Origin of the sequence: Streptomyces sp. NPDC020983 (genome assembly GCF_044333485.1) — a bacterium.
Lineage (GTDB): Bacteria > Actinomycetota > Actinomycetes > Streptomycetales > Streptomycetaceae > Actinacidiphila.
This window is the reverse complement of the sequence record NZ_JBIRRA010000019.1, coordinates 105,913-131,948: the sequence shown is the minus strand read 5'-3', so window position 1 is coordinate 131,948 and position 26,036 is coordinate 105,913. Positions and strand designations below refer to the sequence as shown.

The 26,036-nt window shown below is 74.9% G+C and carries 27 protein-coding genes; 11 read left to right on the top strand and 16 right to left on the bottom strand.

From position 1 onward, the window contains the following. The first annotated feature begins 490 nt into the window (after positions 1-490). From ACH4SE_RS33035 to ACH4SE_RS33020, 4 genes are all read left to right on the top strand, one after another. Positions 491-1,249 carry a polysaccharide deacetylase family protein gene (locus ACH4SE_RS33035; RefSeq protein WP_398547232.1) on the top strand — a complete coding sequence of 253 codons (759 nt, stop codon included), beginning with the start codon at positions 491-493 and terminating at the stop codon, positions 1,247-1,249. Between the two features lie 356 nt (positions 1,250-1,605). Then, a complete protein-coding gene (locus tag ACH4SE_RS33030; protein WP_398547231.1) occupies positions 1,606-2,790 on the top strand; it encodes a hypothetical protein in 1,185 nt (394 codons plus the stop codon). A 60-nt stretch (positions 2,791-2,850) separates the two neighbouring features. Then, positions 2,851-3,801: an aldo/keto reductase gene (locus ACH4SE_RS33025; RefSeq protein ID WP_398547230.1), complete on the top strand. Its 951-nt coding sequence runs from the start codon at positions 2,851-2,853 to the stop codon at positions 3,799-3,801. Between the two features lie 153 nt (positions 3,802-3,954). Then, on the top strand, positions 3,955-4,335 hold the full coding sequence (locus ACH4SE_RS33020) for a MerR family transcriptional regulator (RefSeq protein WP_398547229.1): 381 nt from the start codon (positions 3,955-3,957) through the stop codon (positions 4,333-4,335). Here the strand turns inward: ACH4SE_RS33020 and ACH4SE_RS33015 are convergent. Genes ACH4SE_RS33015 through ACH4SE_RS33005 form a run of 3 tightly spaced genes read right to left on the bottom strand, consistent with a single transcriptional unit; the run spans position 4,299 to position 6,970 of the window. After that, positions 4,299-5,480: a serine hydrolase domain-containing protein gene (locus ACH4SE_RS33015; RefSeq protein WP_398547228.1), complete on the bottom strand. Its 1,182-nt coding sequence runs from the start codon at positions 5,478-5,480 to the stop codon at positions 4,299-4,301. The two genes, ACH4SE_RS33020 and ACH4SE_RS33015, sit on opposite strands and share 37 nt — an antisense overlap. Then, positions 5,446-5,640 (bottom strand): hypothetical protein, encoded by a 195-nt coding sequence (locus tag ACH4SE_RS33010; RefSeq protein WP_398547227.1) that lies wholly within the window; start codon positions 5,638-5,640, stop codon positions 5,446-5,448. Before ACH4SE_RS33010 ends, ACH4SE_RS33015 begins: the two co-directional genes overlap by 35 nt. 25 nt (positions 5,641-5,665) lie before the next feature. Then, positions 5,666-6,970 (bottom strand): multidrug effflux MFS transporter, encoded by a 1,305-nt coding sequence (locus tag ACH4SE_RS33005; RefSeq protein ID WP_398547226.1) that lies wholly within the window; start codon positions 6,968-6,970, stop codon positions 5,666-5,668. Between the two features lie 101 nt (positions 6,971-7,071). Here ACH4SE_RS33005 and ACH4SE_RS33000 point away from each other — a divergent pair, with 101 nt between their 5' ends. Beyond that, positions 7,072-8,076: a Gfo/Idh/MocA family protein gene (locus ACH4SE_RS33000; RefSeq protein ID WP_398547225.1), complete on the top strand. Its 1,005-nt coding sequence runs from the start codon at positions 7,072-7,074 to the stop codon at positions 8,074-8,076. 21 nt (positions 8,077-8,097) lie between these two features. On the opposite strand, the gene ACH4SE_RS32995 is transcribed toward ACH4SE_RS33000, so the two are convergent. The 8 genes from ACH4SE_RS32995 to ACH4SE_RS32960 all read right to left on the bottom strand — a co-directional run bounded on the left by ACH4SE_RS32995 (position 8,098) and on the right by ACH4SE_RS32960 (position 14,690). Then, the gene (locus ACH4SE_RS32995) at positions 8,098-8,409 is read right to left on the bottom strand and encodes a 4a-hydroxytetrahydrobiopterin dehydratase (protein ID WP_398547224.1); all 312 of its coding nucleotides are present in this window, start codon (positions 8,407-8,409) and stop codon (positions 8,098-8,100) included. 43 nt (positions 8,410-8,452) lie between these two features. Further along, positions 8,453-9,718, bottom strand: a complete 1,266-nt coding sequence (locus ACH4SE_RS32990) for a cytochrome P450 (RefSeq protein ID WP_398547223.1) — start codon at positions 9,716-9,718, stop codon at positions 8,453-8,455. Next, a complete protein-coding gene (locus ACH4SE_RS32985; RefSeq protein ID WP_398547222.1) occupies positions 9,715-10,380 on the bottom strand; it encodes a GTP-binding protein in 666 nt (221 codons plus the stop codon). The genes ACH4SE_RS32990 and ACH4SE_RS32985 overlap by 4 nt, the downstream gene beginning before the upstream one ends. Further along, the gene (locus tag ACH4SE_RS32980) at positions 10,358-10,771 is read right to left on the bottom strand and encodes a DUF742 domain-containing protein (RefSeq protein WP_398453062.1); all 414 of its coding nucleotides are present in this window, start codon (positions 10,769-10,771) and stop codon (positions 10,358-10,360) included. The genes ACH4SE_RS32985 and ACH4SE_RS32980 overlap by 23 nt, the downstream gene beginning before the upstream one ends. Beyond that, the gene (locus ACH4SE_RS32975; RefSeq protein ID WP_398547221.1) at positions 10,768-11,193 is read right to left on the bottom strand and encodes a roadblock/LC7 domain-containing protein; all 426 of its coding nucleotides are present in this window, start codon (positions 11,191-11,193) and stop codon (positions 10,768-10,770) included. Before ACH4SE_RS32975 ends, ACH4SE_RS32980 begins: the two co-directional genes overlap by 4 nt. Continuing rightward, positions 11,190-12,518, bottom strand: coding sequence for an ATP-binding protein (locus ACH4SE_RS32970; protein WP_398547220.1), 1,329 nt, complete (start codon positions 12,516-12,518; stop codon positions 11,190-11,192). Before ACH4SE_RS32970 ends, ACH4SE_RS32975 begins: the two co-directional genes overlap by 4 nt. Before the next feature lie 235 nt (positions 12,519-12,753). Further along, the gene (locus ACH4SE_RS32965) at positions 12,754-13,977 is read right to left on the bottom strand and encodes an ROK family protein (RefSeq protein WP_398547219.1); all 1,224 of its coding nucleotides are present in this window, start codon (positions 13,975-13,977) and stop codon (positions 12,754-12,756) included. A 197-nt stretch (positions 13,978-14,174) separates the two neighbouring features. Next, entirely contained in the window at positions 14,175-14,690 is a 516-nt protein-coding gene (locus ACH4SE_RS32960) for an ATP-binding protein (protein WP_398547218.1), read from the bottom strand. 1,357 nt (positions 14,691-16,047) lie between these two features. Between ACH4SE_RS32960 and ACH4SE_RS32955 the strand changes: the two genes are divergently transcribed. Beyond that, entirely contained in the window at positions 16,048-16,371 is a 324-nt protein-coding gene (locus ACH4SE_RS32955) for a hypothetical protein (protein ID WP_398547217.1), read from the top strand. An 81-nt stretch (positions 16,372-16,452) separates the two neighbouring features. Here the strand turns inward: ACH4SE_RS32955 and ACH4SE_RS32950 are convergent, their stop codons facing one another. Next, the gene (locus ACH4SE_RS32950; RefSeq protein ID WP_398547216.1) at positions 16,453-17,052 is read right to left on the bottom strand and encodes a short chain dehydrogenase; all 600 of its coding nucleotides are present in this window, start codon (positions 17,050-17,052) and stop codon (positions 16,453-16,455) included. A 137-nt stretch (positions 17,053-17,189) separates the two neighbouring features. On the opposite strand from ACH4SE_RS32950, the gene ACH4SE_RS32945 reads away from it, so the two are divergent. Further along, positions 17,190-18,053, top strand: coding sequence for a LysR family transcriptional regulator (locus ACH4SE_RS32945; RefSeq protein WP_398547215.1), 864 nt, complete (start codon positions 17,190-17,192; stop codon positions 18,051-18,053). Here ACH4SE_RS32945 and ACH4SE_RS32940 read toward each other — a convergent pair. Both ACH4SE_RS32940 and ACH4SE_RS32935 read right to left on the bottom strand, forming a co-directional pair. Then, entirely contained in the window at positions 18,043-18,345 is a 303-nt protein-coding gene (locus ACH4SE_RS32940; protein WP_398547214.1) for a hypothetical protein, read from the bottom strand. The genes ACH4SE_RS32945 and ACH4SE_RS32940 overlap by 11 nt on opposite strands. Positions 18,346-18,544: 199 nt before the next feature. Then, positions 18,545-18,988: an RICIN domain-containing protein gene (locus tag ACH4SE_RS32935; RefSeq protein WP_398547213.1), complete on the bottom strand. Its 444-nt coding sequence runs from the start codon at positions 18,986-18,988 to the stop codon at positions 18,545-18,547. 499 nt (positions 18,989-19,487) lie between these two features. On the opposite strand from ACH4SE_RS32935, the gene ACH4SE_RS32930 reads away from it, so the two are divergent. The 3 genes from ACH4SE_RS32930 (at position 19,488) to ACH4SE_RS32920 (ending at position 23,608) form a co-directional block, all read left to right on the top strand. Then, on the top strand, positions 19,488-20,765 hold the full coding sequence (locus tag ACH4SE_RS32930) for a hypothetical protein (RefSeq protein WP_398547212.1): 1,278 nt from the start codon (positions 19,488-19,490) through the stop codon (positions 20,763-20,765). A gap of 131 nt (positions 20,766-20,896) precedes the next feature. Next, positions 20,897-23,008 carry a tetratricopeptide repeat protein gene (locus tag ACH4SE_RS32925; protein WP_398547211.1) on the top strand — a complete coding sequence of 704 codons (2,112 nt, stop codon included), beginning with the start codon at positions 20,897-20,899 and terminating at the stop codon, positions 23,006-23,008. 39 nt (positions 23,009-23,047) lie between these two features. Beyond that, positions 23,048-23,608, top strand: coding sequence for a flavin reductase family protein (locus ACH4SE_RS32920; RefSeq protein ID WP_398547210.1), 561 nt, complete (start codon positions 23,048-23,050; stop codon positions 23,606-23,608). Between the two features lie 23 nt (positions 23,609-23,631). Here ACH4SE_RS32920 and ACH4SE_RS32915 read toward each other — a convergent pair whose 3' ends face one another. Further along, positions 23,632-24,426 (bottom strand): BTAD domain-containing putative transcriptional regulator, encoded by a 795-nt coding sequence (locus ACH4SE_RS32915; protein ID WP_398547209.1) that lies wholly within the window; start codon positions 24,424-24,426, stop codon positions 23,632-23,634. 597 nt (positions 24,427-25,023) lie between these two features. Between ACH4SE_RS32915 and ACH4SE_RS32910 the strand changes: the two genes are divergently transcribed. Beyond that, a complete protein-coding gene (locus ACH4SE_RS32910; protein WP_398547208.1) occupies positions 25,024-25,569 on the top strand; it encodes a nuclear transport factor 2 family protein in 546 nt (181 codons plus the stop codon). A gap of 164 nt (positions 25,570-25,733) precedes the next feature. Here the strand turns inward: ACH4SE_RS32910 and ACH4SE_RS32905 are convergent, their stop codons facing one another. Continuing rightward, the gene (locus tag ACH4SE_RS32905; protein WP_398547207.1) at positions 25,734-25,880 is read right to left on the bottom strand and encodes a hypothetical protein; all 147 of its coding nucleotides are present in this window, start codon (positions 25,878-25,880) and stop codon (positions 25,734-25,736) included. Positions 25,881-26,036: the final 156 nt, after the last annotated feature.

Genomic DNA, 26,036 nt, shown 5'->3' with positions numbered 1-26,036 from the left:
AGACTTCACCCCCACCGGCAGGCAGCCGCCACACCGGCCCGGGAGGGGGACGATCCGGGGGTGCCCCCGCAGGAATGCGCACCCCACCGCCCAACAATCCAGGGAGACGTCAGACGCGCATTCCGAGGAGGTACCCCCGGAGTGGCACCCGACCCCACCCCCGCACCGAGTGCGCGATGCCCCGCCGGGCAACCCAGGGGCGCGAGGAACGGCGCGAGCAACCCACCACCGGCAGAACGGCGAACCCCCACCGCAAGCGGCACCCCCTCAGGGGCGCGAGGAACTGCGCGACCAGCCCACCACCGACAGAAGATCGCGCGGCACACCGCAACAACCACCCCCGCAGCGCAAAAGCCCCCGGCGGGAAAAGCCCCGCGAACACCCCCACCGGCGGAGCGTCACGCCGCCCCCACGGGCCGAAGCCCCGGACGGCCCATCCTCCGCCCCGCCGGAGGGATAAATCGGGCCATAACACTTAGGCTCGGCCCCGATGCCGATCACTCGCCGCTCCGTTCTCCAGCTCAGCGCCACCGGCGCCCTGCTCACCGGCTGCTCGACCGCCGGCGGGCAGGCGCGCCCGGGCGCACCCTCGGCCCCCGCAACCGCAACCGCAACCGCAACCGCGGCGGAGCCGACGAAGCCCCCGTCCCTCCCCGACCAGGTCGAGCACGGCCCCCGTACCCGCCCCCGCCTCGCCCTCACCTTCCACGGCCAGGGCGACCCGGCGGAGGCCGAAGCGGTGCTCGCGGCGGCGGAGAAGGGCGGCGCGCGGGTCACCGTGCTGGCCGTCGGGACCTGGCTGGACGCCTTTCCGCAGCTCGCCGCCCGGGTCCTGCGCGGCGGGCACGAGCTGGGCAACCACACGCAGACGCACGGCGACATCGGGGCGATGGACGAGGCCGCCGCCTCCGCCGAGATCACGCGGTGCGCGGCGCGGCTGCGGCGGCTGACCGGGAGCCAGGGGCGCTGGTTCCGCCCGTCGCAGGCCCGGCTGACGACCCCGCAGGTGGTCGCCCTGGCCCAGCGGGCCGGCTACCCGCACCTGCTGTCGTACGACGTGGACACCTTCGACTACACCGATCCGGGCCCCGCGGCGGTCCGCGCGGCCGTCGCCGAGCAGGCCGGGCCCGGCTCGGTGGTCTCGCTGCACTTCGGGCACGCGGGCACGGTCGCCGCGCTGCCCGGCATCCTCGACGACCTGCACCGCCGCGGCCTGCGCGCGGTCACGACCTCGGAGCTCCTGACGTGATGCGCCCCCGCCCCCACGCAAGCGCGCCCCCCACCAGGGCAGGCGCGACCCCCACCCCCGCAAGCCCGGCCCCCACCGCCACAGCAGCCACGCCCGCGGCAACCTCCACAGCACCGGCCACCCCCGCCCCCGCCGCCACGGGCCCCGCCCACGCCCACGCAAGCGCGCCCCCCACCAGGGCAGGCGCGGCCCCCACCCCCGCAAGCCCGGCCCCCACCAGGACAGGCGCGACCCCCACCCCCGCAAGCGCGCCCCCCACCAGGACAGGCGCGACCCCCACCCCCGCAAGCGCGGCCCCCGGGCGAGGCCCGGCCCGTACCGGGAGCCGCGCCCGGGCGAACCGGCACGCCGCCACCGTGCTCCTCGCGCTCACCGCCCTCCTGGCCGCGGGCTGCGGCGACCGCGGTGACCGGTCGCTCGCGCCTTCGCCCGCGGCGGCGGCGGTGGCCGCCCAGGCCGCTGCCGCCGCCGCGGCGGCGAAGGCGCAGCAGCGGGAGGCGAGGGCGCATCCCGGCCTGCCCGGGATGCCGCCGCTCCTCAGCCGGAGCGACGTCTACGCCGCCGACCGGCCGAACAACCTCTCCCCGGTCGTCCGCGGCATGCCGAGCCTCGTCTACGTCCCGAACACCGAGTCGAACACGGTCTCGGTCATCGACCCGAAGACGTACAAGGTCGTCCGCACGATCCCGGTCGGGCAGCAGCCGCAGCACGTCGTGCCCTCCTGGGACCTGAGGACGCTCTGGGTCAACAACGACGTCGGCAACAGCCTCACGCCCATCGACCCGGCGACGGGCCGGGTGGGCGAGCCCGTCCCCGTGCACGACCCGTACAACCTCTACTTCACGCCGGACGGCAGGTACGCCGTCGTCATGGCGTCGCTCGACCGGCAGCTGGTGTTCCGGGACGCGCACACGATGGCCGTGGTCAGGACCGTCCCGGTGAACTGCTACGGCGTGAACCACGCCGACTTCTCCCCGGACGGCCGCTACTTCATCGTCTCGTGCGAGTTCTCCGGCGAGCTGCTGAAGGTGGACACGGCGGCGATGAGGGTGGTGGCCCAGCAGAAGATCCCGTTCGCCGGCTCGATGCCGCAGGACGTGAAGATCTCGCCGGACGGCCGTACGTGGTACATCGCCGACATGGCCGCGAACGGCGTCTGGACGATGGACGGCGACACCTTCTCCACCCCGAAGCTGCTCCCCACGGGCGCGGGCGCGCACGGCCTCTACGTGTCGCGCGACTCCCGCTTCCTCTACATCTCCAACCGCGGCGAGGGCTCCGTGTCGCTCCTCGACTTCGCCACGGGCAGGCTCAGGGCGAAGTGGCACATCGACGGCGGCGGCTCCCCCGACATGGGCGGCGTCTCCGCGGACGGCAAGGTGCTGTGGCTGACGGGCCGCTACAACGCCGAGGTCTACGCCCTCGACACGACGACGGGCCGCACCCTCGCCAAGATCCCCGTCGGCTCCGGACCCCACGGTCTCGCGGTCTATCCCCAGCCGGGCCGCTACAGCCTCGGCCACACGGGCGTCTTCCGCTGAGCCCTGCCGCGGAAAGCGGTGCGGCCCGCGCTTGACCTGGTGCGCGCTCCAGGTCCGAGCATGGCAGGCATGACCACACACACCGCACCGCAGATCGTCCTCGGCACCATGGACTTCGGCACCCGCGTCGCCGCCGACGACGCCTTCCGCATCCTCGACGCCTTCGTCGACGGCGGCGGGGTCTGGCTCGACACCGCCAACTGCTACTCCTTCTGGTCCGATCCCAGCGGCGTGGGCGGGGCGAGCGAGCGGGTGATCGGGGCGTGGCTGCGGGCCAGGCCGGGGGTGCGGGAGCGGGTGCGGATCGCCACGAAGGTCCGGCAGAATCCGCTCGTCCCGCACGCGTGGCCGCAGAGTGCCGAGGGGCTGTCCGCCGACGCGATAGGCAGCGGCTTCAAGGAGAGCCTGGAGCGGCTCGGGGTGGGGCACGTCGACCTGCTGTGGGCGCACGCCGAGGACCGCACGGTGCCGCTCGCCGAGACGGTCGGGGCCTTCGGGGAGCTGGTCGCGCAGGGGCTCGTCGGCAGGGTGGGCGCGGCGAACCACGCCTCGTGGCGCGTCGAGCGGGCGCGGGCGCTGGCCCGCGCGCAGGGCGTCGAGCCGTGGACGGCACTGCAGTTGCGGCACTCGCTCGTGCTGCCGCGGCCGCTCACCCCCGTCGCGGAGGGCGGGCACCGGATGCTCGTGCCGGACGACCTGGACCTCGCGCGCGAGGAGGGGCTGGCGGTGTGGTCGTACAGCTCGCTGATGTGGGGGGCGTACGTGCGGGCCGACAAGGCGCTGCCGGATACGTATGATCACCCCGGTACGGAGCGGGTGCTCGCGGCGCTGGCAGAGACCGCCGGGGAGCTGGGGGCGACCGCGAACCAGGTCGTGCTGGCGTGGCTGATGGGTCAGGGCATCGACCCGATCGTGGGCGCGAGCCGCGTGGAGCAGGTGCGGGAGGCGCTCGCCGCGGTTCCCGTCCGCCTCGGCGAGGCGCACGTGGAGCGCTTCGCCGCGGCCCGGTGACCGGCCGGAGGGCGCCGGCGGCCGGGCGGACGGGCCTCCTCGGCGGCTGAACAGCTGAACGGCCGCACTGAACGGCTGAACGGCTGAACGGCTGAACGGCCCAGCCGGGGCACGGCGGGGCAGGGCTGAACGAGTGAACGGCGGGAGTGGCACATGACCGGTACGACCCTCACCCCGGCGGGGGCCGCCGACCGGACCGGCGTGTCCCTGGACACCCTGCGCTACTACGAGCGCGAGGGCCTGATCGGGCCGATCGGGCGGACCACGGGCGGGCGGCGGCAGTACACGGAGGACGACGTCTTCTGGATCGGCCTGGTCACGTGCTTCCGCGAGGCCGGGCTCGGCATCGCGGACGTGCGGGCGTTCGTCGGGATCCTGCGGGCCGAGCACCGGCCCGAGGACCGGGTCGCCTTCCTGCGCGAGCGGCGTGCCGGCCTGGAGCAGCGGGTGGCGGCGCTGCGCCGGGCCATCGGCGTCCTCGACGACAAGATCGCGTATTACGGGACGGCCGCCTCCACGGATTCCCGCGGCTGATCCAGCGCCCGCGCCAGGCACTCCGCCGCCCGGGCGCGCGGCCCGCTGCCCTGGGTGTGCCGCACCGGGTGCACGGTGTTGGCCAGCAGGATCAGGAAGGCCCCGGAGTCCGGGTCCAGGACGATGCTCGTGCCCGTGAAGCCGGTGTGGCCGATCGCCCCGCGCCCGGCGAGCGGGCCCATGAACCACGGGCGCGCCGTCTCGAAGCCGAGGCCGGGGTGCAGCGGGAGGGCCCCGGTGAGCAGGGCGTGGGCGAACAGCGCGAGGTCCCACGCGGTGGAGAAGAGCCCGGCGTGGCCCGCGACGCCGTCCATCGCGTAGGCGTTCTCGTCGTGGACGGTGCCGTGCACCATGCCGCGGTCGAGTTTGCCCCACGGGCGGCGCTGGTCCTCGGTCGCGGCGATCCGCGGGCGCCAGTCGGCCGGCGGGGCGAAGCGGGTGGAGGTCATGCCGAGGGGGGTGGTGATGCCGTCGGCGATCAGCCGGTCCAGCGGGCGGCCGGTGACGTGCTCCAGCAGCGCCTGGGTGAGCAGCAGGTTCAGGTCGGAGTACGTGCGCTGCGCGCCGGGCGGCGGCAGCGGCTGCTCCGCGGCGAGCCGGGCGGCTCGCGCCGCGGCGTCCGGCAGTTCGTGGAGGGGCAGCTCCGGGCGCAGCCCGGAGGTGTGGGTGAGCAGGTGCCGCAGTGTGGTGCGCGGGTCGGCGACGAGGCCGGGCGCGTAGGCCACGAGCGGGCGCTCGGGGTCGAGGACGCCCGCCTCGATCTGCTGGACGGCGGCGGTCGCGGTGAAGAGCTTCGTGAGCGAGGCGAGGTCGAAGACGGTGCCGGGCCGCATGGGGACGCGCTCGGCCGCGGGCAGCTCCACCCCGCGGCCGGTGTGCTCGTCGTACGCGCGGTAGCGCACCGCCCAGCCGACGGCCTCGTGCAGCGCGACCACGTCCCCGCGCCCGGCGAGCACCACGGCCCCGGCGCACCACGGGTGACCGTCCGCGGGCCCGGTGGTGTGGTCCGCCGTCGCCGGCGGTTCCGCGCCGGGCACGGGGGCCGGCGGCTCCAGGACGGACCTCAGGCCCGGGACGATCCGGGCGATCTCGGCGGCGTCGAGGCCTGCCTCAGGGCAGGTACCTCTCGACAGCGGCGGCGCCATCTTCCTCCAGTTCTCGGCGGGCCTTCTCCACGCGTTCCGGGGTGCAGTCCCGGCCGGAGGCCATCACCAGGTCCTCCGGGTCGACGGGGGTCTCGGCCCCCGTCCTCAGCGAGCTGTCGGCTGTCTTGAACGCCCACTTGCGTTCGTCCGGATCAGACATCGCTTCCTCCGTACGGGCTCGACGCCTATGGTCCCTCCACGGTACGCCGGGCCGGGACGCAGAGCCCGGCAAAAGCGGCGCAGGCGATGAGTGCGCAGGTCACGATGGTGATCGCCATGGGCACCGCGGTCCCGTCGCCGGCGACGGAGGCGAGCGGCGAGATGAGGGCGCCGACCAGGAAGGACGAGGTGCCGATGAGCGCCGAGGCGGCGCCCGCGTTCCGCTTCGTCAGCAGCAGCGCCTGGGTGTTCGTGGTGGGCAGCACCAGGCCCATCGAGGCCATCATCACGAAGAGCGCCGCGGCGATCGCGAAGAGCGAGGCGTGGCCGAACACGCCGCTGGTGAGCAGCAGCAGCGCCGCGCCGGCGGTGGTGATCAGCGCCAGCCCGACGGCGAGCACGCGGTCGAGGTCGACCCGGCCGACGAGCACCTTGCCGTTGAGCTGGCCCACGGCGACGATGCCGACCGAGTTCACACCGAAGAGCAGGCTGAAGGTCTGCGCCGAGGCGCCGTAGACGTCCTGCACGACGAATGACGACGCGGACACGTAGGTGAAGAGCGCCGCGAAGGCGAAGCTGCCCGCGGCCACGTAGCCGGTGAAGGCGCGGTTGGCGAGCAGGCCGCGGAAGGCGCCGAAGGTGCCGCGCAGCTCGCCGGAGTGGCGCTGCTCCGGCGGCAGGGTCTCGCCGAGCGCGCGCCAGACGACCGCGGTGAGGGCCACGCCGATGACGGTGCAGACGACGAAGACGCCGCGCCAGTCGGTCAGCCGCAGGATCTGGCCGCCGATGACGGGGGCGACGATCGGGGCGACGCCGGAGATCAGCATGAGGGTGGAGAAGAACCGGGCCATCTCCACGCCGTCGTAGAGGTCGCGGACGATCGCCCGGGAGATGACGATGCCCGCGGCGCCCGCGAGGCCCTGCACCAGCCGGAAGCCGACGAGCAGCGGCGCGCTGGGCGCGAGGGCGCAGACGGCGGTGGCGAGGACGTAGACGACCATGCCGGCCAGCAGCGGGCGGCGGCGGCCGAAGCGGTCGCTGAGCGGCCCGACGAGCAGCTGGCCGACGGCCATGCCCGCGAGGCACGCGGTGAGGGTGAACTGCACGGTGGAGGCGGTGCTGTGCAGGGCGTCGGTGACCTGGGGCAGCGCGGGCAGGTACATGTCCATGGACAGCGGCGGCAGCGCGGTGAGGCCGCCGAGTACCAGGGTGACGAGCATGCCGACGCGTGCCTGGCGCCGGACGTGCGGGGTGAGGGAGGGGACGGGGACAGGGGTGGTGGCCTGCGCGGCGGGTCTCGGCCCGGCGTCGTGCACGGGGGCACTCTCCATGGGGGCGTGGCGAGGGGCGGATCAAGTGGTTGAAAGCGTTGCCTATTCTTTCAGTGATCCGGGACGGCGAGACCAGGTTTTCTGGGGCATGGAGGAGTGACGTGGACCGCACTATCCGCTGGGGCGTGCTGGCGACCGGCGGCATCGCCGCGACGTTCACCGAGGCGCTGGCCACCGTGCCGGGCGCCGAGGTGGTCGCCGTGGGCTCGCGCAGCCTGGACAGCGCGCAGAAGTTCGCCGACCGCTTCGGCATACCGCGCGCGTACGGCAGCTGGGCGGAGCTGGCGGCGGACGACGGCGTGGACGTCGTCTACGTGGCCACCCCGCACTCGGCGCACCGCGAGGCCGCGGGGCTCTGCCTGGAGGCGGGCCGGGCGGTGCTGTGCGAGAAGGCGCTGACGCTCAACTCCCGCGAGGCGCAGGAGCTGGTGGAGATCGCCGGGGAGCGCGGGCTGTTCCTCATGGAGGCCATGTGGACGTACTGCAACCCGCTGGTGCGGCACCTCGCGGCGGCTGTCGCGGAGGGTGTGATCGGTGACGTCCGGACGATCCACGCGGACTTCGGCTTCCACGGCGACTTCCCGCCCACCCACCGCATGCGCGACCCGCAGCAGGGCGGCGGGGCGCTGCTGGACCTCGGGGTCTACCCGGTGTCCTTCGCGCACCTGCTGCTCGGCGAGCCGGACAGCGTGGACGCCTGGGCGCATCTGACGCCCGAGCGCGTGGACGACACCACGGGCGTGCTGCTGGGCTGGAACAGCGGCGCGGTCGCCACCCTGACCTGCACCTTCACCGCGGACACCGGCGCGCCCGCGACGATCAGCGGCAGCCGCGGCCGGATCGAGATCCCGGAGGGCTTCTTCAACCCCGAGCGCTACGTCGTGCACCGGCAGGGCGAGACCCCGCTCACGGTGGCCTTCGCGGACGTCACGGACGACGGCCTGGAGCGCGGCACGATGCGCTACGAGGCCATCGAGGTGGGCCGCTGCCTGCGCGAGGGCCTGACGCAGTCGCCGCTCGTGCCGCTCTCGGGCTCGCTCGCGGTGATGCGCACGCTGGACGCGGTGCGCGAGCGTACGGGCGTGCGCTACCCCGGCGTGGACTGACGCCCGCGGGCGCGGGGCCGGTCAGGCGGCTCCGTGCCCTTCCGCGATCGCGGCGATGCGGTCGGCGAGGTCGAAGTCCTTGGCCGTGAGCCGCCCGCCCGCGGCGTGCGTGGTGATCTCCACGCGCAGCGTGTCGTAGCCGAGCGTGAGGTCGGAGTGGTGGTTCAGCTCGGCCTGGATGCCGGCGACGTGCAGCGCGAAGATGGCGGCCGGCAGGTGGTCGAGCCGGTACGTGCGCCGTACGGTGCGGCCGTCCTCGCTCAGCTCCCAGCCGGGCAGCCGCCCGAGCCGGATGTCGATCTCCTCGGCCGGCAGCGCGTCCGCGTAGGGCATGCCGGGCCTCCCTCCGCCGGTCGGGTACTCGTGCCTGTCACCCTCATCGTCCCACCGCGGCCCCGCGGCGTCCCGCCGAAGCGCCGTCGCCGGACTCGTCCGGCGGGGCCGGGGCCTTGGGTGCCCACGGGGTGAAGCGCACCGGCAGGGCGGCGAGCGCGCGGTAGAACGGGCCGGGGCGCCAGCGCAGTTGCCCGGCCGGCACGGTCTGCTCCATGTCGCACAGCCTGCTGGTCAGCTCCTCGATCGCGGTGATCGCGATGAGCAGCGCGGGCTGCCGGGCCGGGCAGCTGTGCGGTCCGGCGCCCCACGCGAGGTGGGCGCTCTCGCTCGCGCCCCACGGGTCGGTCGTCGGGCCGCCGGGCCGCGAGGAGGTGTTGGCGGCGGCGTAGGAGACCAGGACGAGCTGGCCCGCGCGCAGGCCGACCCCGTGGAAGGTCGTGTCGTACCGCACGTAGTAGCCGGTGGAGGTGGCCTGCGGCGGGTTGCGCCACAGCACCTCGTTGATCGCCTCGTGCGCGGTCATGGCGCCCGCGTAGACGGAGCGGTCGTAGCGGGGGTCGGCGATCATGTGCTGGAGGGTGTTGGCGACGAGGTTGGCCGTCAGCTCGTGGCCGCTGCCGAAGGCGACGGCGATCTGCCGTACGGTCTCGGCGTCGTCCAGCCCGGCGGGGTGCTGGAGGAGGTACGACGTGAGGTCGCGCTGCGGGCGGGCGCGGCGGTCGGCGACCAGGTCGCGGATGGCACCGGTGAGGTCCTCGTGCGCGGCGTGCGCGTCCTCGCCCAGGTCGACCATGGCGCTGTGGGTGCGGGCGAGCCGCTCGCCCTCCTCGTAAGGCAGCCCGAACCACTGGCTGAAGACCCGCAGCGGGATCTGCTGGGCGTAGTCGGCGACCAGGTCGGCGCGGCCGGCGCCGGCGAAGCGCCCGATGAGCTCGGCGGCCGCGGTGGAGACCTGCCGCTGGAGCACGTGCGGGCCGACCAGGGCGAGGCTGTCCCCGATGACCTTGCGGTAGCGGGCGTGGGTGTCGCCGTCGGCGAAGGTCACCGCGGGGCGGTAGGCGAGCACCGGGCGCACCGGCGAGTCGGCGGGGACGGTGTCGGGCCAGGGCCGCGGGTCCTTGCCGAAGGTGTGGGTGTCGCGCAGCACGTCGAGCGCGGTCTCGTAGTCGGTGGCCAGCATCGCCTCGACGCCCGGCGCGATCTCCACGCGGGCCAGCGGGCCGGCCTGGCGCAGGGCGGCGTAGTGCCGCTCGGGGTCGGCGGCGAAGTCCTCGCCGTAGAGCGCGGGCAGGGTGCGGGCGGTCATGACGCGTCGTCGTCCTCGTTCTCGTTCTCGTCCTCGTCCGGCAGGCGGGTCAGCACGTGCTCGGCGAGCGCGACGAGGGTGCCGATGCTGTCGCGGCGGTTGCGGGCGTCGCACTGCACGAGCGGGGTGCCGGGGGCCAGGTCGAGGTGGCGGCGCAGCGTCCCGTCGGAGTGGGCGGGCGCGCCCGGGAAGCGGTTGACGGCGACGGCGTAGGGCAGCCCCTGCTCCTCGACCATGTCCATCACCGGGAAGGAGTCGGCGAGCCGCCGGGTGTCGGCCATCACCAGGGCGCCGAGCGCGCCGCGGGCGATGTCCTGCCACAGCGGGAAGAAGCGTTCCTGCCCGGGGGTGCCGAAGAGGTAGAGCACCATGTCGCCGGGTACGGTCAGCCGCCCGAAGTCGACGGCGACCGTGGTCGTGGTCTTCTCCGGCAGGCCGTGGAGATCGTCGTGGCCCACGCTGGAGCGGGTCATGACCTCCTCGGTGTGCAGGGTGGGGATCTCCGACAGGGTGCGGATCAGGGTGGTCTTGCCGACGCCGAAGGGGCCGGTGACGATCAGCTTCATCAGGGTCTGCCCGGTCGCGGGCAGATAGCGCACCTGGCCCGGCGGCGGTTCGGCGACCGGCGGGGCCGCCGTGTCAGGGGAGGGCACGGAGTCCAACGAGCAGCCTCTCGATGAGCGTTCGGTCGATCTCCTCGGCCTTGGGGACCGGGGACCGGGCGAGCAGGTGGCCGCCGCCGACCAGATCGGCGGCCAGGAAGATCGTGGCGCTGACCGGCAGCCCCAGATGGGCCGCGCACTCCACCACCGTCAGCGCCCCCGGCCGCAGCAGCGTCCACAGCCTGCGGTGCTCGGGGCCGAAGTCCGGTTCGGGCGGCGGCTGGTCGGTGGCGACCAGCAGCGTGAGCCGGTCGAAGTCGGCCATGCCGCGCGGGCGTTCCCGGCCTCCGGTGGCCAGGTACGCGGGTATCAGGCGGCGCCCCCGTCCGCCGGGCGGCCCGCCGTCGGGCGAGGCTGCCGCTCCTGAAGTGCCGGGCCGGCCGGGTGTCATGGCCGGCCGGCTGCGTCCGGCTCGCGGGCGGGTGCACTCATCGCCCGGGCGAGGGCGGCCACTTGCACCTGCATCTGGTAGGCGATGTTGCCCAGCTGGGTGTCGGGCGCGGCGAAGACGGCGAGCGAGGTGTTCTTCCCCGCGGGCACCACGATCGCGAAGCCGAGGTCGGACTCCACCACGGTCTGGGCGAGCTGCGGCGACTCCTGGTCGGTGAAGGCGGTGGTGAAGGCGCGTGCCGAGGCGTGCAGGGTGGCGGTCATCGCGGCCACCCGTTCCGCGGCGGCCCGGTCGAGACCGGGTGAGGACCCTTCGAGCAGGCCGTCACCGGTGGCGATCAGCGCGTGCTGGACACCCGGCAGTTCGAGCAGCGGGTCCAGTACCCAGGCCAGGTCCTGTGCCAGGGGTCGGCGGGTGGTCATGACGTGTGGTCTCCTTGCTCGTCACCGGTGACGGCGGTCCCGGCGGCGGTCCTGCCGCTGCGGGTGCCGTCCTGCAGTGCGCCCCACAGCGCGCCTGCCTGCTCTGGTGTGCGGGCCGCGGGTGCCGGCTGGGCCGGCGGGACCGGCGCGACCGGGCGGGCGGCGGCCGTCTTGGGGCTGCGGCGGCGGCGCGAGGGCAGCGGCGTCGCCTCGGTCACCGGGGTGTCCTCCTGCGGTCCTTCGGGCTGCCGCTGCGGCGCCGCCGTCTCCACGGGCGCGGGCACCAGCACCGAGAGCGTGTGCTCGTCGTCCAGGACGGTCAGCAGTTCGGCGGGCACCCGCAGCATCGCGCGGACACCGCCGTAGGGCGAGGACTCGATGTGCACGGAGAAGCCGTACTGCCGCACCAGGCGCCCGATCACGGCGAAACCGGCCTGCGGCGGGTTGCCCAGCTCGGTGAGCAGCAGCGTCTCGGGGCCGTCGAGCAGCCGCCGGGCGCGCGCGAGGGTCTCGTCGTCCATGCCGATGCCGCCGTCGTCGACCACGACGAGCGCGCCGCGCCCACCGCTCTGCTGGATCGTGACGGGCACGGCGGTGTCGGGGTGGGAGTAGGAGGTGGCGTTCGCGAGCAGCTCGGCCACCGCGATGGCGAGCGGTTCGGCGGCCCTCGCGACGACCGCGAGGCGCTGCTCGCGCAGGTGGTTGGCCATCTTGATGCGGGCGTAGCCGGCCACCCGGGACTGCGCGCCCATCACGACCTCGGCGAGCGGCGAGTCGCTGCGGGCCAGACCCGGCCAGGCCTCGCACAGCACGGCGGTGGCCTGGATACGGCGCAGTGCCAGCTCGTTGCGGAAGTCCAGCTCCAGCAGCCGCGGGTCGTCCAGCTCGTGCTGGAGGTCGTGCAGCACACTCTGCGTCTGGTACAGCAGCGACTGCACCTTGGCGGTGGCGCCGCGCATCGCCGAGCGGGCGGCGGCGTCGACCCGGTCCCGCTCGCCGGCCGCGGCGTCGGTGGCCGCCGAGAGCACGTCCCGCATCGCCTTCGCCAGCTGGGCGTTGGCCTCCTGCGGGTGCAGCAGGCCCGGCACGGGGGCGTGTTCGTGGGTGAGCGCGAGGACGGCGGCCGGGATGCGGTCCGCGGCGAGGAAGCGCAGCTCCTCGATGGCGATCCGGAGCTGCTCCTCGGCGTTCTTCGCGCGCACCTCGGCCGTCTGCACGGTCGTGCGCGCCATGCGGACGATCTGGGTGTCCCGCACGTGTCTGAGGGCGGACCAGATGCCGCCGACCACGGCCAGCAGCAGAACTATGACGAAAGCAACGAGCACGACGCGATCCCACCCCGCAACAGTCTTGGAGCGTGATTATGCCGTGGCGAGATCGCGCCACAAGGTTTGGCGACAAAATTCCTTCCAGATTCGCGCACTTCCGAAAGTCTGACAGCGTGTACGGACGCCAGCGACACCCGACGGCCGCCGGCGTGCGGCCGGTCGGGGTGGAGGTCCGGTGTGGATACGGCCGTCCACCTGCGGTGTCGGTGGCCGGCGTGGGCCTGACGAGGCGTCAGGTGGCCGTGTGGCCGAGCGGGTCGTCGAGCAGCGGGGCGAAGGCGAGTTCGGCGGCGCCGACGAGCGGGGCGCGGTAGCCGAGCGCGGAGCGGCGCAGCGCCCAGGGGGCGCGGGCGTGGGAGAGCCCGGTGATGGCGCCGTAGTGCGCGATGCGCTCGGCGGTGACCTCGTGGATGTCCTGGAGCCCGCCGCCGAAGATGACCAGCTCCGGGCTGAGCACGACCGCGAGGTTGCCGAGCCCGATCGCGAGCCAGCGGGCCGCCTCGTCCAGGGCGCGCGCGGCGGGCTCGTCACCGGCCTTGGCCGCCTCGACGACGCCGGTCAGCGCGTGGTCGGGCGGCACGGGCAGCCCGGCGGCCGCGATGATGACATCGGTGCCGATCTCCGTCTCCCAGCAGCCGCGCGCGCCGCAGCGGCAGCGGTGGCCGTCCGGGTTGACGATCATGTGGCCGATCTCCCCCGCGTAGCCGCCCTGCCCGGACACGGGCCGCCCGCCGCAGAAGAGGCCGCCGCCGACGCCGACGTTCGCCGAGAGGTAGACGAAGTCGCGGTAGCCGCGGGCCGCGCCCCGGGCGTGCTCGCCGAGCGCGCCGAGGTCGGCGTCGTTGCCGACAGCGACCGGCAGGCGGTTCCACGGCGGCGCGAGCCGCTCGGTGAGCACCGCGGCGAGCGGCTCGTCGGTCCAGGCGAGGTTCGGCGCGAAGCGCACCAGGCCGTCCGCGCGCCGCACCAGACCGGGTACGGCGATGCCGATACCGGTGACGGTGCCGCCCGCGGTGGTGGGGGTGCCCAGCGACTCGACGAGGCCGGTGAGCCGGGCGACCGTGCCGTCGAAGGTGACCGGCTCGTCCGCGGCGGGCAGCAGCGTGCGCCGCTCCAGCACCTTGCCGCCCAGGCCCACCCGCTCGACCCGGATGCGCTCCACGCCGACCTCCAGCGCGATGGCCTGGGCGCGCTCCGGCACGGGCAGCACCAGCGGCGAGGGGCGGCCCGCCGAGCCGTGGGCGCGCGGGGTCTCCTCGCGCACCAGCCCGGCGTCCGCGAGCGCGGCGACGAGCGCGCCGGTGGTGCTGCGGTTGACACCGGTGGCCCGCGTCAGCTCCGACCGCGACACGCCGCCCGAGAGGTGGACGTGCCGCAGCACCTGCGCCAGGTTGTGCTGCCGCACCTCCGCCTGCGGCGCGGCCTGCTCCGTCCCCGTGTTCCGACCTGCGGACATGGCGGCCTCCTCGACGCGTCGGGCCGATACGGCCCAGCGTACGGCGGGAGCGGCGTACGGGCCGGGCGAGCGCGGGCCCGGACCCGGCGGCGGCCGGACCGGTACGCGTACGGGCACCCGGCCGGCCCGCGTCGCGCCGCGGCACCGGCGCCGTACGCGTACGGGCGCCCGCCGCTCCCGCGCCGGTACGCGTGACGTCAGGCCGGCGGACGGGGGCCCGGCAGGGGCGGGGTGGCGGGGCCCGCGAACTCCGCCCAGGCGAGGGCGCCGGCCGGGCCGAGGAGGCGGCCGTGCGACTGCGCGAGCGCCCCCACCAGGGTGAGGCCGCGCCCGCCGGCGTCCGGTTCGCGCTCCAGCGGCACCCCGCGGGGGCCGCCGTCGGCGACCTCGACGCGCAGGATGCCGCACGGCAGCTGCGACAGGTGCAGGCACACGGCGGGCAGCGCGTGGTTCAGCGCGTTGGTGACCAGCTCGGAGACGACCAGCAGCACGTCGTCCGCGGTCCCGGCGGGCACCCGCCACCGCTCCATCAGTCCTTCCGCGCTGCGGCGCGCCTGCCGCCCGGCCTCCGGGCGGTGCGGCAGCGGCAGGCACCCGGCGACGTGGTGCGGCCCGCCGTCTCGCGGGCCCGCGGACCACGGGGGGCGCGGCTGGTCCCGGCCGGCCCGCCGCGGCGGACGGAGGACCGGGATCGCTGTGTCAGGGCTGAGCATGCGCATGTCGTTACCTGGGCGTCGGAGGTGTCCCGCCTGCCGTACGGCCGGTGGGCTGGGAATGACGCGCCTCGCGTCGGAGCCGGACCGCGCCGCCGCGTGGAGGACGGGCGCGCAAACGCGCGGACGCGGGCCACGGGCTTCGGGTGCGGCACGGGCCGCGGATCCCGGACACCGGATTCACCCGGCCTCCGGACCTGTACGCGCGCACTCCGCGCGCAGCTGCGGCCTATTTGTTGTCGATCACCACAATACGACGATTTGCGGAAAAGGCACCCCTCCGCCTGCCGGAATTTCCGGACACGCGGCCCCAGGGCCGCCGACTCCGCCATCGCAGCAGGTCAGGAGCGTGGTCGGCCCGCGGGATCATCCGCGAGCCGACCGGCGACGTACGGCGCGGGGTGGCCCCGGCGCACCATGCGTGACGGGCTCGTCACCGAGGAGCAGCCGCCCGCCCGGCAAGCACCGCGCCGGGCGCCCTCCCCGGCGAGGGGCGCACGACGGGCGAGCACCGTCCGGCGGGCACCGCACCGCGGACGACCGACGCACCGGAGGCGCGCCGACACACGGCTCGCGGCCGACGCACTGCGGGCGGACGACGCATCGCGACGGCCGACGCCAGCCAACCCACCGCGGGCGAGCCACGCACCACCGCAGCCAACGCGCCGCGGACGAGCGACGCACCACCACAGGCGGGCCGACACACGGTGCGCGGACGACGCACCACCGCAGCCGACACACGCCGCGCGACCGGCGCATCGCAGTCGGGCCGACGACCGCAGCCAACCCACCGCGCGCGGCCCACGCACCACCGCAGCCAACGCACCGCCGGCGAGCCACGCACCACCGCAGGCGGGCCGACACATGGTGCGCGGCTGACGCACTGCGGGCGGGCCGACGCACCACGGCAGCCGACACACCATCGCAGCCAACCCACCGCGGGCGAGCCACGTACCACCACAGGCGGGCCGACACACGGCGCGCGGCCGACGCACCGCGGCGGCCAATCACCGCGGGCGCCCGACGCACCACCGCAGCCGACACACGGCGCGCGGGCGGGCAACGCACCATGGCAGCCACCCACCGCAGGCGAGCCACGCACCACGGCAGTCGGCATACGGGCCCGCGGCCGACACACCGCGGCGGCCCACGCACCACCGCAGCCGACACACGGCGCGCGGCCGACGCACCGCGGCGGCCGACGCACCACCGCAGCCAACCCACCTCGCGCGGCCCGCGCACCACCGCGGCCAACCCACCGCAAGCGGGGGGCCACCTGCCGTTCATGTCGGCACGGTGGCTCCGCGGGCCTGCGCGGGACTACCGTTCCCTCACGGAGAGTTCGGGGGGGGACAGTATGAAGGAGTGGCCCGAAGGGCCCGCCGCAGATCAGGATGCGGCGCGCGAGCGCTACACGGCAGACCGGCGGGCAGCGCAGCAGGCGGTACGCGAGGCGTTGAGGGCGGATCTGCCCGCCGCGCATCTCGGCCTCGCCGTTGTCGCCGTGGCGAGCACGGTGGTCGGTGTCGTCGTGAACGCCCTCGCCGGAGCGGCCGTCGCGGCGGCCTTCGCGGCCCTCTTCCTCGCGACGCTAGCGGTCATGCGCCTGCGCGGCGTGCGCGGCCTGGACGCGGCACGCCGCTCCTACCTCTTCACCTTCGGCTGGGCGAACTGGATCTGACGAGGACGCGGCGCGCCCGCCCGGGGGCAGCGGCGGGACGGCCCCTCGGGGGGCGCGGCCGGCGGCCCCGCCCCTCCCCCGTTAGTGCACGCGGTAGACCCGGCCCGTCTGCGCACCCTCGACGGAGCGCACGTACGCCGTCGCGACGCGTGCGGCCGGGACGGGCTCCATGCCGGCGAAGAACGGCCCGTAAGAGGGCAGGGATTCCTCGGCCACCGTCGGGCTCACGGCGTTGATCCGCTGGGGCGGCAGTTCGACCGCGGCGGCCCGGACGAACGCCTCGACAGCGCCGTTCGCGGCCGAGGCGGCGGCTCCGGCTGCGATCGGCTCCTCCGCGATGATGCCGCTGACCAGCGTGAACGATCCGGATGCGGCCACGTACGGGATGCCCTGGCGGACCAGCTCCACCTGGGCGAGGGCCTTCCCGCGGACGGTTGCGGCGACGTCGTCCGCGGTCAGCTCGGCCAGCGGCTTGAACACGGCGGCACCCGCGGCGACGGCCACCGCGTCCAGCGGGCCCGCCTGGGCGTACATCCGGGCAACGGCCTCGGGGTCGGTGACGTCGCAGACCACGTCCCCGCCCGTGCGGCCCACGCCGACGACCTCGTGCCCGCGCCCCGAGAGCGCCTTGCGCACCGCGGAGCCCAGGGTCCCGCCCGCGCCGACCAGAAGAATCCTCATCACACACATCCACGTCACCGGAAGGAAGCCCCCGAAAAGGACCGGGGGCCCGGGGCGAACCGCCCCGCGTGATCGACGCTACGGACCGCACTCCGCGCCCGGAAATGCCGTGTGGGCAGCGGCTATGCTTGGCGCGCATGGATGTGGAAGTGCGCCATCTCAAGGCGCTGGCCGCCATCGCCGAGGCCGGTACCGTCACTGCCGCGGCCGCGCGGCTGCACATGACGCAGCCCGCCCTGTCCCGCACTCTCGCCCAGCTGGAGGCGCGTGTCGGGGTCCGGCTGGTCGACCGGTCGTCCCGGCATCTCGACCTCACTCCGGCCGGGGCGACCTTCCTCGGGCACGGGCGCGCCATCCTCGCCCACCTCGACGCGGCGCTCGCCGAGACCCGGGCCGTCGACCGGCCGCTGCGGCTCGGCTACACGTGCGCCGTCCTCGGACGGCAGAGCGTCCCGCTGCTGCGCGCATGGCGGCGCAGGCATCCGGACGTGCCGGTCGACGTGGTCCGGCAGGACAACAGCACCGCCGGCCTGGCCACCGGCGACACCGACGTGGCGGTGCTGCGCACCTTCCCCGCGGACCCGCGCATCTGCGCCGAGGCCCTCTACACCGAGGATCTGGTCTGCGCCCTCCCCGACGACCACCGGCTGGCGGACCGCGCCCGGGTGCGCCTGGCCGAGCTCACCGCGGCTCCGGCCCTGCCGCTGGCGCTGTGGCCGGAGATCGGCACGGCCTCCGTGGATCTGTGGCCCCCCGCGCAGCGCCCGGACCGCACGGTCGAGGTGCACAACGTCGACGCGTGGCTGAACCTCGTCGCGTCGGGGGGAGCGTTCGGCATCGGCACGGCCGGGACGGCGGAGAGCCACGGCCACCCGGGGGTGCGCTTCGTCCCGATCGAGGACGCACCCGCCGCCACCGTCTACGCCGCCCGTCCGGCCCATGCCACGCACCCGCGTACGGAGGAGTTCCTGGCCGAGGTGCGCCGGGCGGTCAGCGCCTGACCGCGGCGCCGCCCCGGTGAGCCGTCCCGCCCGGCCGGTCGGGGCCGCCGAGGCGTTGAAGCCCGTCGAGGCGGTCGACAAGTGCCGCCTCCTTCCGCAGCAGCCGCTCGCGCGCGTCGGCGGCAAGCGGTGCCAGCGCGTCGAACAGCGCCTCGCCGGCCGGTACGCGGACCAGGCCGCTCTCGTAGATCCGGCACCCCGGGCACCACACGAGTGCGATGCAGCGCTCGAACGCCGGGAAGCCGGGCGGGTGGAGGCGGTAGCGGTAGGTGCGGACGCTTTCGCCGCACACCGCGCAGCTCCACCCTCCACCGCGGGGCGCCGCCCAGCCGGGGCGCGCGCGGCGCCAGGACGTGCGGCCGGCCGGTGCTCTTCATGTCGTCACACCGGGCATTGTCCGGGTGCGGGGCTCCGGGCGGCAAGGACGTGGCGCGGGGGACGGCGAGAAGGCCCCCGCGGATTCGCGGGGGCCCGGAGATCACCGGCAGGTGTCAGGACTTCCAGTGCTGGTAGTTGCCGCCGTTGCAGCCCAGCGTGTACACGTTCCCGTTCCCGTTGCTGTCCAGGCAGAAGCCGGTGGACACGTTCTTGAACTGCACCGCGCCGCCGCCCACGCCCTGCTTCAGCCAGTGCTGGTAGTTGCCGCCGTTGCAGCCCAGCGTGTACACGTTCCCGTTCCCGTTGCTGTCGAGACAGAAGCCGGTGGACACGTTCTTCAGCTGGACCGCGCCGCCGCCCACGTCCTGGACGTCCCAGTTCTGGTAGTTGCCGCCGTTGCAGCCCAGCGTGTAGACGTTGCCGCTGCCGTTGCTGTCCAGGCAGAAGCCGGTGGACACGTTCACGAAGCGCGACGTGGCGGCGTTGGCCGGGACGGACATCGCGAGAGCCAGGGCGCCGGCCGCCCCGATGGTGCCCAGCACCGTACCCATACGCATGGGTGAACCTCCTGTTCCGATCGGCCACTTGGGACCGATGACACTCGAACAATATCGGCTGTATGTCCAGGAATTTACGAGTACGTGACTCTTGGTCACCCGTTCGTGGCAAGATCGCCCCGCCCGGCCGAATAGGCGCCAGGCACGCGCCCCGGCGTGCGGGTACGCGCCCGCGACCGCCCCTCCGCGGGAGGGGTTTGGCCGGGCTTTGGCGACCTTCTGGGGGCGGCGCCGAGTGTGGTGGAGCACGTTCCGTTCCCCCTTTCCAGGAGGCAGCCATGAAGAAGATCGTGATCCGCAAGGCCGGCCCGGTCCGTCTGACCACCTCCGGCTGCCACGTCTACCCCGCCGCCTGATCCGAGGCAGCCGGGTGACCCGGTAGAACCGCCGTCCGGCAGCGGCCACTTCGCTGCCGGACAGCGGCGCATCCGCCGCCGGCGGGGCAGGGACGACACGACGCGCGCACGTACGGCGCAGGCCCGGGAAGCGAGGTCGAGCGGTGCCGGAGCAGACGGAGCAGACGGAGCGGGCCGAGCAGGCCCGCCAGGCGGAACACACCACCAGCACACGGCGCGGGACCGACCAGCCGGTCCTCTTCCACCCGCTGGTCTACCTCGACGACGCCGACGGCGTGACGATCGGCCGCGCCGACATCGACTCGTACGCGATCTTCCCCCCTGACGGCGCACAGCTGGTGCGCTGGCTGGAGGCGGGCGCGACCGCCGCCGAGGCCGCGCGGCGCTACGAGGCGGAGTACGGGGAGAGCGCCGACGTCGCCGACGTGCTGGAGGCCCTGGACGAGCTGGGCTTCACCCGCCGGGCCGGCGAGGCCCCCGCCGAGAACGCCCCGCTGCGCTGGCAGCGGCTCGGCCGCGCGGCCTTCTCCCCTCCGGCGTGGGCCGGTTACGCGGCCCTCGTGGCGGCCGCGGCGGCGCTGACCGTACGGTTCCCGACGCTGCTGCCGCGCTCCCACGACATGGTCTTCAGCTCGTACTACACGGTGGTGAACCTGACGCTGCTGGTCGCCGTCACCCCGCTGATCGCCCTGCACGAGATCTTCCACGCGCTCGCCGGGCGGCGGCTCGCGATCCGCTCGAAGGTCTCGATGTCCTACCGCTTCTACTTCCTCGTCGTCGAGACCGCCCTCGACGGCCTGGCCGCCGTGCCGCGCCGCAGGCGCATCCTGCCGATCCTCGCCGGGATGCTCGCCGACGTCCTCGTGCTGTGCGGGCTGGTCGTCCTCGCCTACGTGCTCGGCGCCGCGGACGCCGCCCCGCCGGTGGCCGCCCGGGTGTGCCTCGGTGTCGCCTTCGCGACCTTCACCCGGCTGCTGTGGCAGTTCTTCTTCTACCTGCGCACCGACATCTACGTGCTGATCACCACCGTGCTCGGCAACGTCGACCTGCACGGCGTGGCGCTGCGCACCCTGCGCAACCGGCTGTGGCGGCTGCTGCGCCGCCCGGACAGGGTGCGGGACCTCGGCGGCGCGCACCCCGTCGACCTCAGGGCGGCGCGCTGGTACGCGTGGCTGGTGCTGGGCGGCTACACCGTCAGCCTCGCCACCACGCTGTTCGCGCTGCTGCCGGTCTTCGCCGACATGACGGCCGGCTCCGTGCGCCGCTTCACCTCGGGCGACGCGGGAGTGCTGCGGCTGCTGGACGCGGTCGGCTTCCTCACACTGCTGCTCGGCCAGATGCTGCTGCCGCTGTGGATCGCGCTGCGCGACCGCGCCCGGCGGCGCCGCGCCGGGTCCGCCCCCAGCGCGCTGGCCTCCTGACCCGCGCGGACCCGCACGTCGCACGACCCCGCACCACCCGTACCGCGTACGGACCGCACGGGCACCACCCGTACCGCGTACGGCCCCGCACCACCGTCGGAAACGAGCAACGAGCGTCGAAAGGCAGGCACATGGGCACCCACTACTGGATTCAGGCGCCGCTTCGGGCCGATCGCGACCGGGTGCGTGCCGGTCTGCCGCTGCCGCCGCCGCTCGCGCGGGTCAGCGCGCACCGCAACCTGCGCGGCCCCTACACCGCGGTGGGCACGCTCATGCGGCAGATCGCCCCGGAGGCGCTGCGCCGCGAGCCCGCGCTCGCCTACCGGCACCGCATCGAACTGCAGGAGACCACGCCGGAGTTGCTGGGCCTCGTCCCGGCGATCCAGCGGCCGCTGGAGGCGGCGGCGCAGGGCGGCGCGGTCGCGATCAGCCGCTACCCGGCGCGGCTGCACTCGCTGCGGGTCGCGCACGGCCTGGTCGACTTCCTCCAGGCCCATCTGGCGGCGACGGGCGGCGGACCGCGCACCCTGGTCGTCACGGACGTGGAGCACGCGGACGCCACCGACCGGGAGTTTCTGGCGGTGCTGCTGCGGCGCGTCCGGCCGGAGCTGCTGACCGTCGTCGTCGACACCGGCCCCGACGAGGTCGCGGAGGTGCCCGGGCCGGTGTCGGAGTCGCTGCCGGCGGCGCTCGCGGCCCACACCGGGCGGATCACCGACCCGGGACGGCCCGAGCCCGCCGCGACGGAGTCCGCCGCGGACCTGGCCCGTGCGTACGTCGACTCCGACGGCGTACGCGACGACACCGCGGCCCTCGCCGCCTACGGGGCGCTGGACGCCGGCGACCGCGCCGCCCTGCACGACGCGCGGGCCGAACTCCTCGCCGGCCGGGCGGAGTCGGAGCCGTCGCTGCGGCTCGGCGCCCTCACGTACCACCTGGAGCGGGGCAGCCGGCGCCGCACCGCGGGGGTCGAGGCGCTCATCCGGGCGCACGAGCGCTGCAAGTACCTGGGGCTCTACGGCACCGCCGTCGAATACGGCAGACGCGGGCTCGCCCTCGTCGACCCCGGCGAACAGCCGCAGGAGTGGTGGGAGCTGACGCGCGGCACGGGCGTCTCGCTCGCCGCGGGCGGCCGCCCCGACGAATCCGCCGAACTCCAGGACGCCGCGCGCCGCACCAGCCTCGACCCCACCGTGCACATGAAGCTCGCCTACGAGACCGCCATGCTCTACGCCCGCCACCACACCCCCGACAAGCGCGACCCGCAGCTCGCGCGGGCCTGGGTCAACCAGGCCATCGCGATCGCCTCGCTGCTGGAGGACCCGGCCGAGCGGGCGTTCTTCTCCGTCTTCAACCGCAACGGCCTCGCCCTCGTCGCCACCCGCACCGGGGGCATGGCGGAGGCGCTGCGGCTGCTGGACGAGGGCATCGAGCGGCTCGACAAGGAGATGGGCCTCGGCGAGCGCAGCTGGCACCGCGTCGGCCTGCGCTACAACCGCGCCCAGGTCAACGCGATGAGCGGGCGGCTGGAGGACGCGCTCGACGACTACGCGCACATCATGGCCATCGACGACGACTTCTCCGACCACTACTTCAACCGCGGCAACATCCTGCGCCGCATGGGCCGCACCGAGGAGGCGCTCGCGGACTACGAGCACGCGCTCACCCTGGAGCCGCCCTTCCCCGAGGCCCACTACAACTGCGGTGACGCGCGGCTGGAGCTGGGCGACACCGAGGGTGCGCTGCGCGAGTTCGACCGGGTGCTCGTCCTGGAGCCCGGCAACGTCGACGCGCTCCTCAACCGCGCCGGCATCCACGCCGAGCTGGGCGACGCGCGGGCCGCGCTGGACGACATCGCGGCGGGGCTGGAGCTGGCCCCGGGCCACGCCCACCTGCTGTGCCTCCAGGGCCGGGTGCTGGCCGAGCAGGACGCGCCGCAGGCCGCCCGCACCGCGCTGGACGCGGCGCTCGACGCCGACCCCGGGCTCGCCGAGGCGTGGGCGCTGCGGGCCGAACTCGCTTTCGGGGCCGGTGACCTGGCCGCGGCCGCCGCGGACTTCGACCGGGCGGTGGAGCTCGGCGGCTCGGTGGCCATCCGCTACAACCGCGGACTGGTCCACGAGGCGGCCGGGCGCTTCGCGCAGGCCGCCGACGACTTCGCGGCGGTGCTCGCCGAGACGGACGACGAGGACGCGCGCACCCACCACGCGTCGTGCCTGCGCGGCGAGCGGGCCGGGGTGTAGGGGGTGGGCCGGCGGGTCGCGCCGCATGCCCCGGCCGCGGTGCCGGGGCACGCGGCGGCCTTCACCGAGAGCATGGCGCACCTCGCCTCCGCCGTCGCCGTGGTCACGGCCCGGCAGGAGGACGGGGCACCGTGCGGGCTGCTGGTGTCCTCCGTGTGCTCCTACAGCGTCGCGCCGCCCTCCGTCCTGCTCACCGTCGCCGCGTCCGCCCGCGCGTACCCGGCGTTCGCGGCCGGCGCCCCCTTCGGCGTGCACGTGCTGAGCGGCGCCGACTCCCGTACGGCGGAGGCCTTCGCGCGCCGGGGCGCCGACAAGTTCGCCGCCGTGCGGTGGAGTTGGGACGGGCCGGTGCCGCGCCTCGCGGGCGTGCCCTGGTACCTGCGGTGCTTGTCCGCGGCCGTCTTCCCGCACGGTGACCACGCGGTGGTCATCGGCGAGGTGGTGTGCTGCGCGCGGGACTCCGGGAGCGGCCGCGAGCCGCTCGTCTACTACCGGCGCCGGCTCGGCTGGCGGCTCGGGGAGCCCGCCGGGGAGGAGCCGGACGCCGCGGCGCAGGCGGCCGCGGCCCCCGGGCCCGGCGGGGCGGTCGTCCTGCGGTGAACCCGCGGGCCGCCCCGCCGGGCTCAGGGGCAGTTCCGGTGCGCGGCCGCGTACGGCTCGCGGGCCTCCAGGGCGACGAGCTGCGCCGCCCTGAGCCCCGGGCCGGGCTCGATGCCCAGCTCCGCGACCATCATGCCGCGCACCTTCGCGTAGACGGCGAGCGCCTCGGCCCGCCGCCCGGCCCGGACGAGCGCCCGCACCAGCTGCTCCTGGAAGGACTCCCGCAGCGGGTGCGCGGCGCACAGCTCGTGCAGCTGCCCGACCGCGTCGGCGACCTCGTGGCTCTCCCCGCGGCACAGCACGGTGTCCAGGTACTCGCCGAGCAGCGCCAGCCGCTCCTCCTCCAGCCGCACCCCGTAGGCGCCGAAGTGCCCCGCCCCCTCCAGATCGGCGAACGGGCGCCCGCGCCACAGCCCGAGGGCCCGCCGGAACGCCTCCCCCGCCTGCCGGCACCGCCCCTCGCCCAGATGCCGCCGCCCGGCCGCCGCGAGCACCCGGAAGCGGTCGAGATCCAGTTCACCGGGCGCGACCCGCAGGCGGTAGCCGGTCACCTCCGTGACCAGCAGCGGATGGTGCCGCGGATCCCGCCGTGCCGCACCGTGCGCCGGATCGAGCGCCCGCCGCAGGCCCGTGACGTACATCTGCAGCGTCGCCGCGGCCGCCCGCGGCGGGCACGTCCCCCACAGCCCCTCCACCAGCCGGTGATTGGGCACGGGCCTGTCGGCCGACAGCAGCAGCAACGCGAGCAGCGCCCGCTGCTTGAGCGCGCTGGGTGTGCACGGCCTGCCGTCCCTGTAGACACCCACCGGTCCCAGCACGAGATAGCGCGGGTCCTCGCCGTACCCTTCGGCAGCGCTTTCCTGTTCCTGCGAGGCGGAAGGTGGCTGACTGACCACAGAGAGGTCTCCGAATTCTCAGGCATCGGTCTGATCACGACGGCGGTGCTGATCCGGGTACTGATCCGATCGATATCCGCGCGGCCCCGCCCCGCGCGGAAAGCACTCCGCGCCACGGCGCCGCACACGCTGTTCCTGGTGGGCCCCTTGAGCACCCGCCCGGAATGCGGTATTCCCTTGCCAGCTGATGTGGATGGACTCTGCCACACCGGCAGCCAGGCCTGAAGCAGAATTCAAGACACATCATGATTCCGGCCGTTAGGTCCGGACGGCGGCGCCGGGGTGGGGCCGCCGGCCGCGCGCTGTGCGCACACGATCCGTGCTTCGTCCGCGCCGTCGCCGGCGGGCACCCGGATCCCGCCCACGGGATCCGCCGGCCCGCTCACCACCGGTCCGCCCCACGCAGGACCCCCGGCCCCCACGGAGAATCGCCCCGTGACAGAACTCGGACATGCGCTCGGGAAACGCGCTGTCCGATTCCCGCCAGCGCCTTTCCCGCCGGATCGTCACCATGGTCCGGTGAGCGCAGAAAACACAGTGAATTCGAGCCCGACCACGGTGCCGGCGACCGGGCCGCGCACAGGCGAGGGCGCACGAGGCGACGCCCTGGCCGTACTCCAGGAGTTCTACGCGGCCGAGGCGGCCTACATCGCCGCCGGAGGCATGGGCAAGGCCGACTTCGGCGCACTCGCCGCGTGTCTCGATCCCGAGGTGGTGATGTACCAGGCGCCCGGGCTGCCCTACGGGGGCACGTGGCGCGGGCCGCGCGGCATCGAGGAGTTCATGGCCGCGATGAGCGAGGCGTGGCAGTCGCTGGAATTCCTGGAGCAGCGGTTCGTGGTCGGCGCAGACGCCGTCGTCGTAATGAACCGGGGCCGCCTGAAGGCCCGCGCCACCGGGCGGATCCTGGACACCTCGGTCATGCAACTGATCACCGTCAAGGACGGACTCATCACCGAGATGCACCCGTTCTACTGGGACACCATGGCGGTAGCCGAAGCCCTGCGCCCGGAGGAGGAGCTCCCGGTACGAGACGATCCGCCGGTGACTCGTCGTCCCGCCTGAGGCGAGTGACGAGGGGAGGGCCTCCGCAGCGCGTCCTGGACGCGCTGCGGACCGGAGCCGGAGGCTTCTCCGGGACCGGTGACCGTCCCCCGCTCCGGTGTCGTACGCCGCCTCACACTCCCGCCGTCCCAGGCCGGGTGACGGCCCGGAAGGGGCGTGGCGCGTCAGGACTCCGCGGGGCGGCGGTGGCGGCCGGGGGCGGGCGGGGCCTCGGGCTCGGGGGGCTCCGGGGAGGCGGGGCCGCGGTGGCGGCCCTGCGGGGGCGTGTGGTCGTGCGGGCCGGTGGTGGTGGACGCTGCGGCGTCGGACAAGGTCGGACTCCCCGTGGTGTGTCGGCGGCGCCGGAGACGGGCGAGCAGCGAAAACGCATGCGCGTGCTCACGTTGCGTCCCCCGACGCGCAACGGCGAGCGAAAAGTCTAGCGGGGGAAGATCGGGCGCGTGCGGCCGGCCCCCCGGCGTCCCCTC